General features: G+C 69.1%; 17 protein-coding genes and 2 pseudogenes. 10 read left to right on the forward strand and 9 right to left on the reverse strand.

Annotated elements, in window-relative coordinates:
• Positions 1-42 precede the first annotated feature (42 nt).
• Together ACT2FV_RS31655 and ACT2FV_RS31660 are read right to left on the reverse strand one after the other, a co-directional pair.
• Positions 43-213, reverse strand: a pseudogene (locus ACT2FV_RS31655) (PIN domain nuclease); the annotation flags it as partial.
• Between the two features lie 18 nt (positions 214-231).
• Complete coding sequence (locus ACT2FV_RS31660; RefSeq protein WP_444505388.1) at positions 232-1,275, reverse strand: LysR substrate-binding domain-containing protein; 1,044 nt, start codon at positions 1,273-1,275, stop codon at positions 232-234.
• A 108-nt stretch (positions 1,276-1,383) separates the two neighbouring features.
• On the opposite strand from ACT2FV_RS31660, the gene ACT2FV_RS31665 reads away from it, so the two are divergent.
• Positions 1,384-2,640, forward strand: a complete 1,257-nt coding sequence (locus tag ACT2FV_RS31665; protein WP_444505389.1) for an MFS transporter — start codon at positions 1,384-1,386, stop codon at positions 2,638-2,640.
• Positions 2,641-2,830: 190 nt separating this feature from the next.
• Here the strand turns inward: ACT2FV_RS31665 and ACT2FV_RS31670 are convergent.
• Positions 2,831-3,144 (reverse strand): annotated as a pseudogene (locus ACT2FV_RS31670) (2Fe-2S iron-sulfur cluster-binding protein); the annotation flags it as partial.
• A 218-nt stretch (positions 3,145-3,362) separates the two neighbouring features.
• Between ACT2FV_RS31670 and ACT2FV_RS31675 the strand changes: the two are divergent.
• Together ACT2FV_RS31675 and ACT2FV_RS31680 are read left to right on the forward strand one after the other, a co-directional pair.
• Positions 3,363-3,647 (forward strand): hypothetical protein, encoded by a 285-nt coding sequence (locus tag ACT2FV_RS31675; protein WP_151052324.1) that lies wholly within the window; start codon positions 3,363-3,365, stop codon positions 3,645-3,647.
• Between the two features lie 51 nt (positions 3,648-3,698).
• Positions 3,699-5,819: a phosphocholine-specific phospholipase C gene (locus tag ACT2FV_RS31680; protein WP_124626451.1), complete on the forward strand. Its 2,121-nt coding sequence runs from the start codon at positions 3,699-3,701 to the stop codon at positions 5,817-5,819.
• A 54-nt stretch (positions 5,820-5,873) separates the two neighbouring features.
• Here ACT2FV_RS31680 and ACT2FV_RS31685 read toward each other — a convergent pair whose 3' ends face one another.
• Complete coding sequence (locus ACT2FV_RS31685; protein WP_059599990.1) at positions 5,874-6,497, reverse strand: RBBP9/YdeN family alpha/beta hydrolase; 624 nt, start codon at positions 6,495-6,497, stop codon at positions 5,874-5,876.
• A gap of 246 nt (positions 6,498-6,743) precedes the next feature.
• On the opposite strand from ACT2FV_RS31685, the gene ACT2FV_RS31690 reads away from it, so the two are divergent.
• The 5 genes from ACT2FV_RS31690 to ACT2FV_RS31710 are packed head-to-tail and all read left to right on the forward strand — an operon-like array spanning position 6,744 to position 9,821.
• Positions 6,744-7,181: a VOC family protein gene (locus ACT2FV_RS31690; RefSeq protein ID WP_044846155.1), complete on the forward strand. Its 438-nt coding sequence runs from the start codon at positions 6,744-6,746 to the stop codon at positions 7,179-7,181.
• Between the two features lie 4 nt (positions 7,182-7,185).
• The gene (locus ACT2FV_RS31695) at positions 7,186-8,127 is read left to right on the forward strand and encodes a 2-hydroxyacid dehydrogenase (RefSeq protein ID WP_174920171.1); all 942 of its coding nucleotides are present in this window, start codon (positions 7,186-7,188) and stop codon (positions 8,125-8,127) included.
• 29 nt (positions 8,128-8,156) lie between these two features.
• Complete coding sequence (locus ACT2FV_RS31700) at positions 8,157-9,089, forward strand: hydroxymethylglutaryl-CoA lyase (protein ID WP_059599987.1); 933 nt, start codon at positions 8,157-8,159, stop codon at positions 9,087-9,089.
• Positions 9,090-9,111: 22 nt separating this feature from the next.
• Positions 9,112-9,618, forward strand: a complete 507-nt coding sequence (locus ACT2FV_RS31705; RefSeq protein WP_124626458.1) for a YbaK/EbsC family protein — start codon at positions 9,112-9,114, stop codon at positions 9,616-9,618.
• On the forward strand, positions 9,615-9,821 hold the full coding sequence (locus ACT2FV_RS31710; protein ID WP_059599985.1) for a DUF1289 domain-containing protein: 207 nt from the start codon (positions 9,615-9,617) through the stop codon (positions 9,819-9,821). Before ACT2FV_RS31705 ends, ACT2FV_RS31710 begins: the two co-directional genes overlap by 4 nt.
• Before the next feature lie 220 nt (positions 9,822-10,041).
• Here the strand turns inward: ACT2FV_RS31710 and ACT2FV_RS31715 are convergent, their stop codons facing one another.
• On the reverse strand, positions 10,042-10,944 hold the full coding sequence (locus ACT2FV_RS31715) for a DMT family transporter (RefSeq protein WP_151052448.1): 903 nt from the start codon (positions 10,942-10,944) through the stop codon (positions 10,042-10,044).
• Positions 10,945-11,057: 113 nt separating this feature from the next.
• Between ACT2FV_RS31715 and ACT2FV_RS31720 the strand changes: the two genes are divergently transcribed.
• Positions 11,058-11,552, forward strand: a complete 495-nt coding sequence (locus ACT2FV_RS31720) for an Lrp/AsnC family transcriptional regulator (protein WP_059599983.1) — start codon at positions 11,058-11,060, stop codon at positions 11,550-11,552.
• A gap of 48 nt (positions 11,553-11,600) precedes the next feature.
• Here ACT2FV_RS31720 and ACT2FV_RS31725 read toward each other — a convergent pair whose 3' ends face one another.
• Positions 11,601-12,497 (reverse strand): alpha/beta fold hydrolase, encoded by an 897-nt coding sequence (locus tag ACT2FV_RS31725; RefSeq protein WP_059599982.1) that lies wholly within the window; start codon positions 12,495-12,497, stop codon positions 11,601-11,603.
• 279 nt (positions 12,498-12,776) lie between these two features.
• Between ACT2FV_RS31725 and ACT2FV_RS31730 the strand changes: the two genes are divergently transcribed.
• Complete coding sequence (locus ACT2FV_RS31730) at positions 12,777-13,736, forward strand: NAD(P)H-dependent flavin oxidoreductase (protein WP_059599981.1); 960 nt, start codon at positions 12,777-12,779, stop codon at positions 13,734-13,736.
• Positions 13,737-13,848: 112 nt separating this feature from the next.
• Here ACT2FV_RS31730 and ACT2FV_RS31735 read toward each other — a convergent pair whose 3' ends face one another.
• The 3 genes from ACT2FV_RS31735 to ACT2FV_RS31745 all read right to left on the reverse strand — a co-directional run bounded on the left by ACT2FV_RS31735 (position 13,849) and on the right by ACT2FV_RS31745 (position 16,927).
• Entirely contained in the window at positions 13,849-14,811 is a 963-nt protein-coding gene (locus tag ACT2FV_RS31735; RefSeq protein ID WP_059685303.1) for a LysR family transcriptional regulator, read from the reverse strand.
• Positions 14,812-15,009: 198 nt separating this feature from the next.
• Positions 15,010-16,086 carry a porin gene (locus tag ACT2FV_RS31740; RefSeq protein ID WP_059599979.1) on the reverse strand — a complete coding sequence of 359 codons (1,077 nt, stop codon included), beginning with the start codon at positions 16,084-16,086 and terminating at the stop codon, positions 15,010-15,012.
• A gap of 343 nt (positions 16,087-16,429) precedes the next feature.
• Complete coding sequence (locus tag ACT2FV_RS31745; protein ID WP_124626478.1) at positions 16,430-16,927, reverse strand: peptide-binding protein; 498 nt, start codon at positions 16,925-16,927, stop codon at positions 16,430-16,432.
• Positions 16,928-17,024 lie beyond the last annotated feature (97 nt).

Below are 17,024 nucleotides of genomic sequence, written 5' to 3' on the forward strand. Positions count from 1 at the left end.
CGACTCGACTCGGCAACCAGCGCGTTCTGCGTCCGGCGTGTTTCAAGCAGTCGGAACCTGAGACAGGCCGTAGCGTGCAAGCCGGGCGTCGGCCGTCACGCGTTTCTGCGGTTCATGCCGAGCTTGCGCGACGAGCAAGCGATCGAACGGGTCGCGACGATGGTGCGGCAGATCATGCACTGCGGCCCCGTGCACGGCGCGAACCGGCAGTTCGCCTTGCGGGACGCCGAGTCACGCCGCGAGCGCCGCCCCCTCCCGCGCCGTCGCGTCCCGCACCGCCTGCGTGACGATCCGCGCGAGCCGCTCGACGGTCGGTGTCGCCGACGACGTTCGCCGCAGCAGCATCAGCGGCAGGCTCGGCAGCGCCGGCAGCCCGGACGACCCCGCGTCGAGCACGCGCACCGACGCGGGCAACCCGTAGTGCGAGCGCACCGTCAGCCCGAGGCCGGCCGCCGCCGCGGCCCACAGCCCGGCCAGGCTCGGCGTCGTGAACGCGACGCGCCACGGCACGTTCGCGCGATCGAGCGCATCGGTCGCCGCGCCGAAGAAGCGGCACGGCCGGTCGAACACGACGAGCGGCAGCGGCTCGCCCGACGCGCGCATCGCACGAAGACGCGCGCCGCCGTCGTCATCCGCCTCCGCCGGCCCGTCGCCGTCCGGCATCCCGAAGCCGCTCGCGCCGACCGCCGCGATCCACTGCATCGGCACCTGCGCGATCGCGTCGCTGTCGATGCCCGCGCGCGACACCAGCGTCGCCGACGCCGGGTCGCCCCACACGAGCGCGAGATCGAGCTGGTTGGCGTCCAGCCGCTCGAGCAACTCGGCATTGCGCGCGACGCGCGCCTCGATCCTCACCTTCGGATGCGCCCGCGCGAAACGCCCGAGCACGTCGGGCAGGATCGCTTCGCCGAAGTCCTCCTGCAGGCCGACCCGCACCCAGCCGTCGAGATTCACGCCGCGCACCGCCGCGGCCGCTTCATCGTTCAACTCGATCATCCGCCGCGCATAGCGCAGCATCGCGTCGCCGGCGTCGGTCAGGGCGAGCCCGCGCCCGGCCTTCACGAACAACGGCGTGCCGGCCTGTTCCTCGAGCTTGCGGATCTGCGCGCTCACCGCCGACGACGAACGCGCGACGCGATCGGCGGCCTTCGCGAAGCTGCCGAGATCCACGCCCGCCACCAGGCTGCGCAACGCCGCGACGTCGAAGTTCGGCCGGGCCAGCGCGGCGTCGGGTGCGAGCGCCACCGCGCCGTGGGCATTGTCTTGTCCGGACATCTCAATCATCCCGTTTTATCGAACGATTCATCAAAAACTTTCCGATTTTCGGGATGAATGTAGATCGCCACACTGACGATGTCAATTTCCAGAACGGGCCCTGTCGCCATGGATACCTCCTGCCTTGCTTCCCCGCCCTCGCCCGCGCACGCCGCGCGCGGCCCGGCCCACCGCTGGCGCGTGCTCGCGGCCGGCGTCGCCGCGAACATGAGCTTTTCCGCGGCCGCGGCCGGCATTCCGACCACCGCCGTGTGGATGCGCTCGGCCTATCACCTCGACAACGGCGCGCTCGGCCTCGTGCTCGGCGCGCTCGGCTTCGGCGTCGCGCTCTCGGAGTTGCCGTGGGGAATCGCCGCCGACCGTTTCGGCGATCGCCGCGTGCTGCTCACCGGCCTCGTCGCGACGGCCGCGATGCTCGCGCTGATGGTGGCCACGATCGTCCCGACCGCGCACGCGGTGCCGCCGCTCATGCGCGTCGTCGCGGCGATGTGCTGCGTCGGCCTGCTCGGCGGCAGCGTGAACGGATCGAGCGGACGCGCGGTGATGCGCTGGTTCGGCGAGCGCGAACGCGGGCTCGCGATGAGCATCCGCCAGACGGCCGTGCCGCTCGGCGGCGGCGTCGGCGCGGCGCTGCTGCCGTCGCTCGCGTCGCATGCGGGCTTCGCCGCGGTGTACGGCGCGTTGATGCTGCTGTGCGCCGGATCGGCCGCGCTGACGTGGCGCTGGCTGCACGAACCGCCCAACGCGCCGGCCGGCACGCACCGCCCTGTCGCGCAGCAGCAGCCGGCCGCGCCCGTGCGCAGTCCGCTTGCGAGCGGCCGCGTGTGGCGCATCGTGCTCGGCATCGGCGCGCTGTGTGCGCCGCAGTTCGCGGTGCTCACGTTCGCGACCGTCTTCTTGCACGATTTCGGCCGGCTCGGCCTCGCCGGCATCAGCGCGGCGATGGTGGCGCTGCAGCTCGGCGCAATGGTGATGCGCGTGTGGAGCGGCCGCCATACCGACCGGCACGGCAACCGGCGCGCGTACCTGCGCGGGTCGGTCTGCGTCGCGGCCGGATCGTTCGCGCTGCTCGCGGCCGCGACCGCCGGCAGCCCACACGTACCGCTCGCCGCGATCGTCGCGATCCTCGTGTTCGCCGGCATCTGCGTGTCGGCCTGGCACGGCGTCGCGTATACCGAACTTGCGACGCTCGCGGGCGCGAACCACGCAGGCACCGCGCTCGGGATGGCGAACACGATCGTCTATCTCGGGCTGTTCGCGACGCCGCTCGCGATTCCGCCGCTGCTCGCCGTCAGTTCGTGGAGCGTGGTCTGGCTCGCGGCCGCGCTGATCGCGGGCGCGACCTGGCCGCTGTTTGCCCGATAGCGAGCCGTCGCGCGGAACACGCGGACGCCGCGCGGTCCATACCGCGACGCAAGCACGCCGTCGTCCCACCTCGCGGGCCAGCGCGCGCCGAGCGGCGGCTGCGTCGCCCGCACGGCCACCGTGCGACATCCGTTGCGCGTTCGCACGTGATCGCTTCCACTGCGTTGCCCTCCCGTGCAAACGTGGTGGTTGCGTGCGCGGCGCGCACGGCGGCGGCGATGTTCGGGGACGCGCCGCAGCGACACAGGTTGCCGCTCATGCGCTCGCGAATCTTGTCGTCCGACAGTTGCACGGGACGATGCCGCACGTCGCCGGTGGCAGCGCTCGCGGCACCCGCCGCGAACGCGTCGAACAGCGCGGCCGCGCAGCAGGGCTGGCCGGACGTGGAATAGCCGCCCTGAAATGCATCGTGTTCGATGAATGATGCTGCACCGGGCTCGACACGCCGCCGCGTGCGGGCCCTTCGACGGTCGTGATCCGCGCACCTTCGTGCATCACCGCGAGCCCCCGGTCGTCGCGCCGCACGCGCATGCTAATGCGTGCAGCATCTGCATCCGCCGGAAAATTCCGCCATCCGTGGATGCGACTTTCCGCGAAAGCGTTCGGTCAGGTTTGCGAAAGCATTTCGCGATCATGCTCCGGTCGCAAACGATTCACCGAATCGTCGCATCCTCCCGGCATACTCGAAAACGTTTCCCGATCCGCCTGCCAGGAGAGAAGTCATGCGTCGCGCTGCCCTCGTCGTCGTTCTATGTGCCGCCACCCTCGCCGCCGCCTGCAGCGACGACGCGCCGCACGACGCGCACGCGGCCGACGCCTCCCAACAGGCCGGCGCATCGTCCGGCTCCGCGAGCGCGTTCAACAGCGCCGCGGGCGCGAGCGCCGCCGCGTCCGATGCCGCACCGCTCGCGCCGCCCGTCGTCCACTACCCGCCCGACGATGACGACGACACGAAGCCCGCGATGAACCCGGGCGCGTCCGGCGTCGCCGCATCGTCGGCGCATTGATTCCGCCGTTCCTGTCCCTGCCCCCCGATCGCAGAACCGAGGTGAAATAACATGACGTCATCGAGCCGCCGCCGTTTCCTGCATACCGTCGCACAATCCGCGGGCGCCGCCGTCGCGCTCAACGCGTTCCCCGAATCGATCCGCCGCGCGCTCGCGATTCCTGCCGCGCGCGGCACCGGCACGATCCGCGATGTCGAGCACATCGTCGTGTTCATGCAGGAGAACCGTTCGTTCGATCATTACTTCGGACACCTGCGCGGTGTGCGCGGCTACAACGACCGCTTCCCGATTCCGCTGCCGAACGGCAAGCCGGTGTGGTATCAGCCGTCCAAGGAAGACCCGGCGAAGCCCGTGCTGCCGTTCCGGCTCGACACGAAGACGACCAGCGCGCAGTGCCTCGGCGCGCTCGACCACTCGTGGGCGAAGACCCACGCGGCGATCGACGGCGGCCGCTACGACCAGTGGCCCGCGAACAAGACCGACATGACGATGGGCTATCACGTGCGCGAGGACATCCCGTTCCACTACGCGCTCGCCGATGCGTTCACCGTCTGCGACAACTACTTCTGCTCGCTGCCGGGGCCGACGCACCCGAACCGCTCGTACCTGATGACGGGCACGGTCGACCCGACCGGCAAGTTCGGCGGCCCGCTGCTCGACAACGCCGACTACGTCGACGGCGACCTGCCGCCCGCGTACCAGCTGCTGTCGTGGACGACCTTCCCCGAACGGCTCGAGGCGCGCGGCGTGTCGTGGCAGATCTACCAGCAGGGGCTCACGTGGGCCGATCCGTACAACGGCAACTACGGCACGAACATCCTGCAGAACTTCACGAACTTCATCAACGCGAAGCCGGGCTCGTCGCTGTACCAGCGCGCGCAGACGGTACGCACGCTCGACAACCTGAAGGACGACGTGATCAACGACCGGCTGCCGCAGGTGTCGTGGCTGCTGCCGCCCGCCGTGTTCTCCGAACATCCGAAATACACGCCGGCATACGGCGCGAACTACACGTCGCAGATCCTCGACGCGCTCACGGCGAATCCGGACGTGTGGGCGAAGACCGTGCTGTTCATCATGTACGACGAGAACGACGGCTTCTTCGATCACGTCGTGCCGCCGCAGCCGCCGACGTCGGCCGCGCAGGGCGCATCGACCGTGACCACCGACGGCGAACTGCACACGGTCGTGAATCCCGGCCGAGGTGGCAGCTACACGGCCGACGGCCTGCCGTACGGCCTCGGGCCGCGCGTGCCGATGACGGTCGTGTCGCCGTGGTCGAAAGGCGGCTTCGTGTGCTCGCAGGTGTTCGACCATACCTCGGTGATCCGCTTCATCGGCGAACGCTTCGGTGTCGACGAGCCGAACATCACGCCGTGGCGCCGGACCGTCTGCGGCGACCTCACCGCCGCGTTCGACTTCCGCTCGTCCGACGCGTCGTTTCCGACGCTGCCCGACACGAGCCAGTACCGCTCGATCGCCGACCAGCAATGCACGTCGCAACCCGCTCCGACCGTACCCGCGATGCCGTCGCCGATCGATCCGCAGGAGCCCGGCGTGCGGCCGGCCCGCGCGCTGCCGTACGAACTGCACGTGAACGCGAGCATCTACGGCGGCAACACGCTGCGCATCGAGTTCGCGAACCGCGGCAACCAGGGCGCGCACTTCCAGGTGTACGCAACGAACCGCACCGACGGCCCGTGGCGCTACACGGTCGGCGCGCGCCGCGTGCTGCACGCGGACTTCGACCTGACGGAGACGAACGGCGCGTATGCGTTCTCGGTGTACGGCCCGAACGGCTTCGTGCGGATGTTCGCGGGCAACGTGTCGGCCGCAACGGCGCGCCGCCGCAACCATGCGCAGCCGGAAGTGAAGGCCGGCTACGACATCGCGAACGGCAACCTGTACCTGAAGCTGCGCAACCATGGCGCGGGCCACGTGACGCTCACGCTGGCCGACAACGCATACGGCACGCCCGCGCGCCAGGTGACGCTGCACGGCGGCGACGAACACGTCGAGCAATGGGCGCTCGCGTCGAGCCATCACTGGTATGACGTGACGGTGAGCGACGGCGCGAACGGCACGTTCTCGCGCCGCTTCGCGGGCCACGTCGAGAACGGCCGGCCGAGCTACTCGGATCCGGCCGCGGTGCGGCCCGTTTCAGCGTCGTAAGTCCGGCGGCACGACGGTGCGCGGCCCGCGCCGCGCAGCGCGTGCGCGTGAGTGTCAGATCGCGTGCGCGAGCGCGCGGTCGACGAGCGCGGCGTCGAAGCCGTCGTCCGCGTCGCGAAAGCGCAGCGGCGCCGCGCAGTGCACCAGCGTGTCGATGAAATGCTTCGCGCGCGGCCACGGCCCGAAGCCGGCCGCGGTGTTGATGTGCCCGGCGTCGCCGAGATTGACGAATGCGCTGCCGAGCCGCTGCGCGAGCGTGCGCGCATCGGCGAGCGGCATCCACGGATCGGTCTCGCTGCCGATCACGATCGACGGCACCGCGAGCCGGCGCGCGTCGAACGGCCCGGCGAACGTGAATTTCTTCGGACTGGCCGGTGCGACAAGCAGCACGCCCGCGACGTCGGCCGCCAGCGGCCATTGCGCGAGCGCATGCGCGGCCGCGAGGCAGCCGAAGCTGTGCGCGGCCAGCACGAACGGGCCGCGCTCGCGCTCGAGCAGCGCGCGCACGGACTGCGCCCAGCGCGCGAGATCGGGGGCATCCCAGTCGGCCTGTTCGACCCGCAGCGAACGCGAGAACTGCCGCTCCAGCCAGGTCTGCCAGTGGGCGCCTTCGCTGCCGTGCAGGCCCGGAACGGTCACGAGCCGCGGCGGCCACGCCGATTTGCTGCATGCGCGCATGATTGCCCTCGCTTGCTTTGCTTGGAGACGAGATTCAATTGTGGCGTGCCGCGCACGGCGGCCGAACCAATATTTTGTGCTTTGCTTTTGCGCGGGACGGCCGCCGGCTCGGGCCGCGCGGTATGGGCTGGCCGCCTCGCGGCGGCGCAACGCGCCGCGAAACCGTAGAATGTGGGCTTCCCGCTTGCCTTGCATCGGATCGAACCGGGCGCCGCCGCGCCGGTTCCGATCGACAGGAGACGCCCGATGTCCGCTACGCCCGCCGGCGCGCTGCGCCCGTTCCATCTCGCCTTTCCCGTGTCGAGCCTCGCCGGCGCGCGCGCGTTCTACGGCGGCCTGCTCGGCTGCCCCGAGGGCCGCAGCTCGGAACACTGGGTCGACTTCGATTTCTTCGGGCACCAGCTCGTCGCGCACCTCGCGCCGGACGAAACCGGCAAGAGCGCGGTGAACCCGGTCGACGGCGACGACGTGCCCGTCCGCCATTTCGGCGTCGTGCTGTCGATGGATGAATGGCATGCGCTCGCCGACAAGCTCAAGGCCGCGCATACGCGCTTCGTGATCGAGCCGCACATCCGCTTCAAGGGCGAGGTCGGCGAGCAGGCGACGATGTTCTTCCTCGATCCATGCGGCAACGCGCTGGAATTCAAGGCGTTCGCCGACATCGGCCAGCTGTTCGCGAAGTAGGCGCATGAAGATCCTGTTCTACTCGCCGCATCAGGAAGCCGACGCATGGCGCGGCGCGATCGCACGGGCGCTGCCCGAGGCCGAGCTGCGCGCCTGGCAGCCGGGCGACACGGGCGCGGCCGACTACGCGCTCGTATGGCGCGCGCCCCGCGAGCTGTTCGCGCCGCGCGACGGCCTGCGCGCGATCTTCAATCTGGGCGCGGGCGTCGACGCGCTGCTCGCGCTCGACCGCGCGCATCCCGGCACGCTGCCGCGCGACGTGCCGCTGGTGCGCCTCGAGGATTCGGGCATGGCGCGGCAGATGATCGAATACGTGACGCACGCGGTGCTGCGCTATCTGCGCCGCTTCGACGAATACGACGCGCTGCAGCGCGAGCGCCGCTGGCAGGCGCTCGAACCGCATCCGCGCGCGAGTTTCACCGTCGCGGTACTCGGTCTCGGCGTGCTCGGCGCGCAGGTCGCGCAGGCGCTCGCGGCGCTCGGCCTGCCGGTGCGCGGCTACAGCCGCAGCCCGAAACGGCTCGACGGTGTCGAGACCTTCGCGGGCGACGACGCGTTCGACGCGTGCATCGACGGCGCGAAGGTGCTCGTGAACCTGCTGCCGAGCACGCGCGATACCGACGGGATCCTGTCGGCACGGACCTTCGCCAGGCTGGCGCCGGGCGCATACCTGGTGAACGTCGCACGCGGCGCGCATCTCGTCGAGGCCGACCTGCTCGACGCGCTCGCGAGCGGCCGGATCGCCGCCGCCACGCTCGACGTGTTCCAGCATGAGCCGCTGCCCGTCGACCACCCGTTCTGGCACGCGCCGCGCATCACGATCACGCCGCACAGCTCGGCCGAGACGCTGCGCGACGAAGCCGTCGAGCAGATCGCCGGCAAGATCCGCGCGCTCGAGCGCGGCGAGCGCGTCGGCGGCATCGTCGACTACGCGCGCGGCTACTGAATTCCGCTTATACAAAACTGGAGACAACCATGACGTTCCCCACCGCCGTCAAGATCGTCGAAGTCGGCCCGCGCGACGGGCTGCAGAACGAAAAGACCTTCGTGCCGACCGACGTGAAGATCGCGCTCGTCGACCGGCTGTCGCGCGCCGGCTTCCGCAATATCGAGGCCGCGTCGTTCGTGTCGCCGAAATGGGTGCCCCAGATGGCCGACGGCGCCGACGTGATGGCCGGCATCGAGCGTCGCGCGGGCACCGTGTATTCGGTGCTCACGCCGAACCTGAAGGGCTTCGAGAACGCGCTCGCCGCGCGCGCCGACGAAGTGGTGATCTTCGGCGCGGCGAGCGAGGCGTTCTCGCAGCGGAACATCAACTGCAGCATCGCCGAGAGCATCGCGCGCTTCGAGCCGGTCGCGAAGGCCGCGAAGGATGCCGGCCTGCGGCTGCGCGGCAGCGTGTCGTGCACGCTCGGCTGCCCGTACCAGGGCGAGGTGCCGGTCGCCTCGGTCGTCGACGTCGTCGAGCGCTTCGCCGCGCTCGGCTGCGACGAGATCGACATCGCCGACACGATCGGCGTCGGCACGCCGAAGCGCACGCGTGAAGTGCTCGAAGCGGTCACCCGCGTGTTTCCGCGCGAGCGGCTGTCGGGCCACTTCCACGACACCTACGGCCAGGCGCTCGCGAACATCTACGCGGCGCTGTTCGAAGGGATCGAGATCTTTCACGCGTCGGTCGCCGGCCTCGGCGGCTGCCCGTATGCGAAGGGCGCGACCGGCAACGTCGCGACCGAGGACGTGCTGTACCTGATGCAGGGCCTCGGCATCGACACCGGCATCGACCTCGCGCAGGTGGTCGCCGCCGGCGACTTCATCTCCAACGCGATCGGCCGCGCGAACGTGTCGCGCGCCGGTCGCGCGCTGCTCGCCAAGGCGCAAAGCGCGGCCGACACGCCGAGTTGCGTCTGACCCCAACACTGACGGATTCTCCATGACGACACCCGCTTCATTCGACTCTCTCCCCGACTCCGCGCGACGCGTCGCGCTGCTGCTGCGCGAACGCGGGCACGCGAAAGGGATCGTGATGCTCGCCGAAACCGGCAAGACCTCCGCCGAGGCCGCGGCCGGGCTCGGCTGCGAGGTCGCGCAGATCGCGAAGTCGATCCTGTTTCGCCGCGAATCGGACGGCCTGCCGGTACTCGTCGTCGCGAGCGGCGTGAACCGCGTCGACGAGAAGAAGGTCGCCGCGCAAGTTGGCGCGGTCGGCCGCGCCGATGCGAAATTCGTGCGCGACAACACCGGCTACGCGATCGGCGGCGTCTGCCCGATCGGCCATCTCGTCGAACCGGTCACGCTGATCGACGCCGACCTGCTCGAACTGGACAGCCTGTGGGCGGCCGCCGGCCATCCGCACGCGGTGTTCAACCTGTCGCCGCAGGAACTCGTGTCGCTGACGGGTGCGCCGGTCGCCGACGTCGCGCTGCGCAACGACGCATGAGCGAGATGCCGGTATCGGTCGGCACGGTCGCGTCGCCGTGCACCGACGTATGCAGGATCGATCCGCGCACCGACTGGTGCGCGGGCTGCCTGCGCACGCGCGACGAGATCAAGGGATGGCGCGCGTCCGACGACGACGCGAGGCGCGTGTTGCTCGCGCGGCTCGACGCGCGGCGGCGCCTGCTCGCGCGGAGCGGCGCATAAAAAAATGCCGTTCGGCCTGCTTGGCGAACGGCATGAGATCGGAATCCTGTGAACGTGATCAACGTCACAGCCCGCATCATACGAGCGACGCTGCGGCGTCGCATCGGGTGTTTCCCTACAACTTCTTACAGCGTTTTTCACGCGCAACCTTCGTTCCCGGGCGCGGCGCCAGCGGGTGTCGGCAACCTGCCGTGGCGGCAAGCCGAATCGCACGACCGTTTCAGTTGCCGGCCGCCGCGCGACGCGCGGGCACGATGCGCCAGCCGAGATTCACGCCGGCCGCCGCGAGCAGGATCAGCAGCGCGCCGAGCACCTGCGTCCACGCGAGCGTCTGCCCGAACGCGATGCGATCGACGATGATCGCGACGACCGGATAGACGAACGACAGCGCGCCCGTCATCGCGACCGGCAGCTTCTGGATCGCACCGTACAGCAGCACATACATCACGCCGGTGTTCACGACGCCGAGCACGACGAGATCGAGCCACTGCGCGGCCGTCGCGGGCAACGTGCCGAAGTGCGCGAACGGCGCGAGCAGCACGATGCCGAGGCCGGCCTGCAGCAGCGCGAGCAGGTGCGGCGGCGTGCCCTTCAGGTGCTTCGTGATGATCGACGACACCGCGTACAGAAACGCCGCGCCAAGCGACAGCGCGACGCCTTCGAGATATTCGCCGGGCACCGCGAGCACGGCCGGCTCGACGCGCACCACGCACACGAGCCCGATGAAGGCGAGCGCGAGCCACGCGATCGTCGACGCGCTGATCCGTTCGCGGAACACGATCGCGCCGAGCGCGACGAGCATGAACGGCTGCGTGTTGTAGACGGCGGTCGCCATCGAGATCGACGCACGCGAATACGCGGCGAACAGCAGCAGCCAGTTTGCGACGATCGCGATGCTGCCGAGCGCCGCGAGCGCGAGCATGCGCGGCGAGAACAGCGCGCGACGCAGGAAGCCGAGCGCCGCGCAGACGATCGCGAGCGTCGCGGCGCCGAACAGGCAGCGGAAGAACACGACGTTGGTGAGCGGCTGCTGCGACGACATCACGAGCCAGCCGATCGTGCCGGACATCATCATCGCGACGACCATCTCGGCGGCACCGCGGCGGGTTTCGTTCGAGGCCATCATGGACTCCGTTTGACGAGAGAAGATGACTTCGATTCTAGGAACTTGCTTTCCGCGCATCCACGACTAAACTGAAGCGAAACCACCGATTCACCTTCGAAAGCAAAGCGATCATGGCGAAACGCCTTTCCCCTCCCGCCGTCGCGTCGCTGGACGCAACCGACCGCGCGATCCTCGCGGCGCTCGCCGAGGATGCGCGCATTGCCACCAGCGAACTGGCGCGACAGATCGGGCTGTCGGCGCCCGCGACCGCCGACCGCGTGCGACGGCTCGAAGCGCAGGGTGTGATCGCGGGTTTCACCGTCGAGCTCGACCCGCGCGCGCTCGGCTACACGCTGCAGGCGATCGTGCGCGTGAAGCCGCTGCCGGGGCAGCTGCATCTCGTCGAGGAAGTGTTGCGGCGGATTCCGGAATTCGTCGAATGCGACAAGGTGACCGGCGAGGACTGCTTCATCTGCCGGCTCTATCTGCGCACGATCGAGCACCTCGACGACATCCTGTCGAAGGTGACGGAGCGCGCGGAAACGAGCACGGCGATCGTGAAATCGACGCCGGTGCCGCGCCGCCTGCCGCCGCTCGTCGACGACGACGACGCCACGCGCCGCTGATCGTCGTCGCGCGGCAAGCACCGCGCTGCCCGCGGCGGCCGGCGCCGCTCACGCGGCCGCGTCGCGTGCCTCGAAGAACGCGAGCAGCTCGTCGATCAGCGCGACGGGCGCCTCCTCCGGAATGTAGTGCCCGCAATCGAGCGCGCGGCCGCCGACGTCGCGCGCGACGCGCCGCCACTCGCCGAGCGGATCGAAGCAGCGCCCGACGATCCCGTGCTCGCCCCACAGCACGCGCAGCGGGCACGCGACCTTGTTGCCGCGCTCGAGATCCGCGCGGTCGTGCTCGAGATCGATCGTCGCCGACGCGCGGTAGTCCTCGCACATCGCATGCACCGCGCCCGGCTGCGCGAGCGCGGCGCGATACGCGGCGAGCGCCTCCGGCGCGAACGGCGCGAGCCCGGCGGACCGGTTGCCCATCACGCGCTCGATGTACGCATCGGTGCGGCCTTCGATCAGCGTTTCGGGGAGCGGCGCCGGCTGGATCAGGAAGAACCAGTGAAAATACGCGGTCGCGAACGCGCGGTCCGTCTGCTCGTACATCGCGAGCGTCGGCGCGATGTCGAGCAGCATCATCCGCTCGACGGCCGCCGGATGATCGAGCGCGAGCCGGTGCGCGACGCGCGCGCCGCGATCGTGTGCGCAGACGTGGAATTGCTCGAAGCCGAAATGCCGCATCACGGCAACCTGGTCGGCCGCCATCGCGCGTTTCGAATACGGCGCATGCCGCGCGTCGCTCGGCGGCTTGCCCGACGCGCCGTAGCCGCGCAGGTCGGTCGCGATCACCGTGAAGTGATCCGCCAGCGTCGCGGCGACGCGATGCCAGATCATGTGGGTCTGCGGATGGCCGTGCAGCAACAGAAGCGGTGGCCCCGCGCCTCCTTTGACACCGAAGATGTCGGTGTCCTGCACCGTCACGCGAAACGGTGCAAACGCCTCAAACGACATGGTTTGTTTCTCGTTGGTTTGTTATGGCGGCTATTGTAGGAGCGCGCGGCCGACCGCTGCGCGCGGCAGATGCCCGAATGCGTAGAAAGAGAACACTCACTCGATTGCCGCCATGCCGCGCCGTTTGCTAAGCTCGCGTAGAATCGCACGACCGTTCGTATTAATATGGGCGAATCGCTGCACCGCTACACTCGAAGCACCGTTCGACCGCCAAGCATGGATGCCGGCGTCGGCGCGACCGCGCCGCATCCGGCCGCCCCTCGAGACTGGAGACATCACATGGCATTGCCCGCCGTCCTGCAGAACCTGACGCTGCCCGTCATCGCGTCGCCGATGTTCATCGTCAGCTACCCCGAACTCGTGCTCGCGCAGTGCAAGGCGGGTATCGTCGGATCATTTCCCGCGCTCAACGCCCGTCCGGCCGAACTGCTGGACGAGTGGCTCACGCAGATCCAGTCGGAGCTTGCCGACCACAAGGCGAAGCACCCGGATGCGGTGATCGGCCCGATCGCGGTCAACCAGATCGTCCATCAGTCGAACGTACGGCTCGAGCATGACGTGCGCGTGTGCGTCGAGCACAAGGTGCCGATCTTCATCACGAGCCTGCGCGCGCCGGCGCGCGAGATCGTCGACGCCGTGCACAGCTACGGCGGCATCGTGCTGCACGACGTGATCAACCTGCGCCACGCGCAGAAGGCGCTCGAAGCCGGCGTCGACGGGCTGATCCTCGTCGCGGCCGGCGCCGGCGGCCACGCGGGCACGACGTCGCCGTTCGCGCTCGTCGGCGAAGTGCGCAAGATCTTCGACGGTCCGATCGTGCTGTCCGGCTCGATCGCGAACGGCGGCTCGATCCTCGCCGCGCAGGCGATGGGCGCCGACTTCGCGTACATGGGCACGCGCTTCATCGCGACGCAGGAAGCGCACGCGGTCGACGACTACAAGCACGCGATCCTCAACGCGAAATCGTCCGACATCATCTACACGAACCTCTTCACCGGCGTGCACGGCAACTACATCCGCGAGAGCATCGAGAAGGCCGGGCTCGATCCGGACGCGCTGCCGGAATCCGACAAGACGAAGATGAATTTCGGCGGCGACAAGACGAAGGCGTGGAAGGACATCTGGGGTGCCGGCCAGGGCGTCGGCCTGATGGACGACCTGCCGAGCGTGGGCACGCTCGTCGAGCGGCTCAAGCGCGAGTACGACGACGCGAAGGCACGGCTCGGCATCGCACGCTGACGCAGGCGGCGGGTTGCGCCGCCGCCGCGCATGACGTCGGACAAAAAACAAAAAGCGCGAACCGCAACGGCTCGCGCTTTTTTCACGTCCGCCCGCGGGCGGCCGACGCCGCTCAGCTGGCGCGCTTGATCCGCGTGATCGGCAGCACGCGCAGGCGCGACTCGATCGACGGGCACAGCGACTGCCCTTCGAAGCGTGCGGCAAGGAAGTCGACGAACGAGCGCACCTTCGCAGACACGTGGCGGCGGCTCGCATACACCGCGTAGATCGGCGCCTCGTGCGGCGGCACCGCGTCGAGCAGCACCGGCACGAGGCGGCCGGATTCGATGTCGTCGCCGATCACCTCGGTGCCGAGCAGCGCGATGCCCGCGCCCGCGAGCACCGCCGCGCGCAGCCCCTCGAGGTGGTTCACGATCAGGTTGCCGTTCAGGTTCACGCGCGACGCGGCGGCCGCGTCGATCATCAGCGAATCGAGCATCGTCGAATTCGAATCGCGGCGCAGGTAATTGTGATGCGCGAGATCGGCGATCGTCTGAGGCGTGCCGTGCTTCTCGAGATACTCGGGCGACGCGACCAGCAGGATGTGCGCGGTCGCGATCTGGCGCGCGACCAACGACGACGATTTCAGCCCGTTCGGCGCCGCGCGCACCGCGACGTCGTAGCCTTCCTCGATCAGGTCGACCACGCGATCGGACAGCGTCATGTCGACGGTCACGTCCGGGAACCGGCCCGCATAATCGGTGACGGCCTGCATCACGTGCCGCAAGCCGAACGCGGACAGCGACGTCACGCGCAGGCGGCCCTGCGGCACGACGCTCGCGGCGCCGACCGCCTGTCCGGCTTCGTCGAGTTCCGACAGCGCCTGCACGAGGCGCTCATAGTATTCGCGTCCCGCCTCGGTCGGCGCGACACGTCGTGTCGTGCGATGCAGCAGCCGCGCGCCGAGCTGCTGCTCGAGATGCATCACGTGCTTGCTCGCCATCGCGGCCGACATCTGCATGCGCTCGGCCGCGCCGACGAAGCTGCCCACTTCGACGACGTAGCGAAACACATTCATGCTGACGAGGGTATCCATCGAACTAGCCCGTAATGACGGGGGAATGGTGCAATTACGAGATAGGGTAACAAAGGCGAGGAAACAGAAAGGTCAACAAAAGCAAAACGGCGCCGCGAGTGGCGGCGCCGTTCCGTTCCGTTTCGTTTCGAGAGGGAAAACATGCGGCCGGCACGCGCGATTTTCGCGCGCGGCCGGCGCACCGATCGCACGTGCGCGTCAGAACTTCGCGCGGATCCCCGCGCCGAACGTGTTGCCGGTCGACAGGCTGCTGATGTGGTCGTTCATGTACGCGGCGTAGATGTCCGTGCGCTTGGACAGCGGATAGTCGTAGCCGACGGCCCAGGTCTGGCGCGTCTGGTCGAGGCCGCCGGCATCGCGCGAATACGCGTACGACGCCATCGCGTTGCCCACGCCGAGCGGCACCGACACGCCGCCCTGCGCGGTGTTCACGTGCCAGCTGCCCGCGACCTGGTCATTCTTCGTATACATGTACTGGCCGAACAGCTTCACGTACTTCAGGTCGTAGGTCGCGCCGACCAGCGCGATGCCCTGGCTCTTCATGCCCGTCACGAGCGCGCTCAGGTCCTGCGGGCCGTTGTTGAAGTTCACGTACTGATAGACGGCGGTCGCCGCGAACGGGCCGTTCGCGTAATTGAACTGCGCGCTCCATTTCTTCGAGCGGTTGTCGCCGGCCGTGTTGCCGAGCGCGTACATCGCCGCGAAATTCAGGCCGCCGAACGAAGGCGACGTGTACGACAGCGCGTTGTTCCAGCCCGAATCGCCGACCGCGCCCTGGTCGCTCGGATAGGTCGGGAACGTGCCGAGGCCGAGGAACACGTGGTACACCATCGGCGAGAAGGTGTACGAATCGTAGAACGGGTTGAACAGGATCGTCGACAGGAACAGGTGGGTCGTCAGGCGGCCGGCCGTCACCGTGCCGTACGGCGAGCTGACGCCGACGTATGCGTTGCGCGCGAAGAACGTGTCGCCCTGGAAGCGGCCGAACTGGCCGTTCTGCGCACGGAAGAAGCTCTCCAGCGTGAAGATTGCCTTGTAGCCGCTGCCCAGATCCTCTGCGCCGTGCAGGCCCCAGTACGACGTCGACATCCCGCCGCCCGATACGTTCCATGCGCGATCGCCGCCCGGGAACTTGGTTGCGCCGACCCATTCGTCGACCTGACCGTAGAGCGAGACGCTCGACTGCGCGTGGACGGGTACGGTTGCGGCCACGCAGGCGGCCGCGGCGATCAGCTTGACGGACGTGCGCGACGCACGGCGAGCGAATGCTTTCATGGGATCTCCAGGTGTTGTCGAATGTCGATAAGTGGCGCGAGCGTTGTTTTTTGGAGCCGACTGCTTGCGTCGTATGGGGCGCAGCCATCTTTACGGATCGTGCGTCCGGTCAAAATTGCGCACACTTATTGCGGGTATAGCGGCGGCATTAACTTCGCGGAATCGGCACATGGCCAGGCGCGCGGCAGCGGCTGCGCGCAGCGCGCGGCACGCGACGGGACGGCCGCGGGGCGCGCGCGCCGGGCGCGAAAGATAGCGCAATGCGGCGGGAAAATCAGCGGAAATATGCGCGCGACTGTGGCGAATTCGCATCACAGCCGGCGGGGGACGAACGCGCGGGCGCTCAGTTTCGGTAGAACGGGGAGAAAAACGGCGAGTGGGCAGGTTCTTCCTGCGCGCGGGGGGGCGGCATCGGACGGCCGCCGCGCTCCTCGTTGTAGCGCGCGACGTCGGCGCGGATCGAGCCGGCACGCAGCGGAACATTGCCGCCGCCCGGCGGACGCGGCATCTGGCGGGAGTCGGCGCTGATCGGACGATACGGGCTTTGCGCGGCGTAATGGCCGTAGGACGGCGTCGGCCGCAGCCCCCAGCGGGAACCGTAGCCGCTCACGCCGCCGGCACGCGCGCCGCCTGGCGGCAGCGCCCGGCGCCACGCCGGCGCGTTGCCGGCCGGCCGGCCGTACGCGTGCATGTCGCCGCCACCGAAACCGTGACCGAAACCGTGGCCGCCGCCGAACGCCTGACCGCCGTGCGGCGGTTGCGCGAGCGCGAGCGGTATCAGCAGCGCGCCGAGCACGCCCGCCACCCATCGTCCGACCCTCAGTTTCACCCGTTCCGTCATCATTCAGTGCCTGTTGCAGCTCGCCGCCGGTTGTTTCCGGCCGACGCAAGCCTTTCAGCAGTAATTTATGAGCGGCCCGAAACGGTGTCGAGCCAAA

The sequence above is a fragment of the Burkholderia sp. PR2 genome, from assembly GCF_052372875.1.
Classification (GTDB): Bacteria; Pseudomonadota; Gammaproteobacteria; order Burkholderiales; family Burkholderiaceae; genus Burkholderia; species Burkholderia diffusa.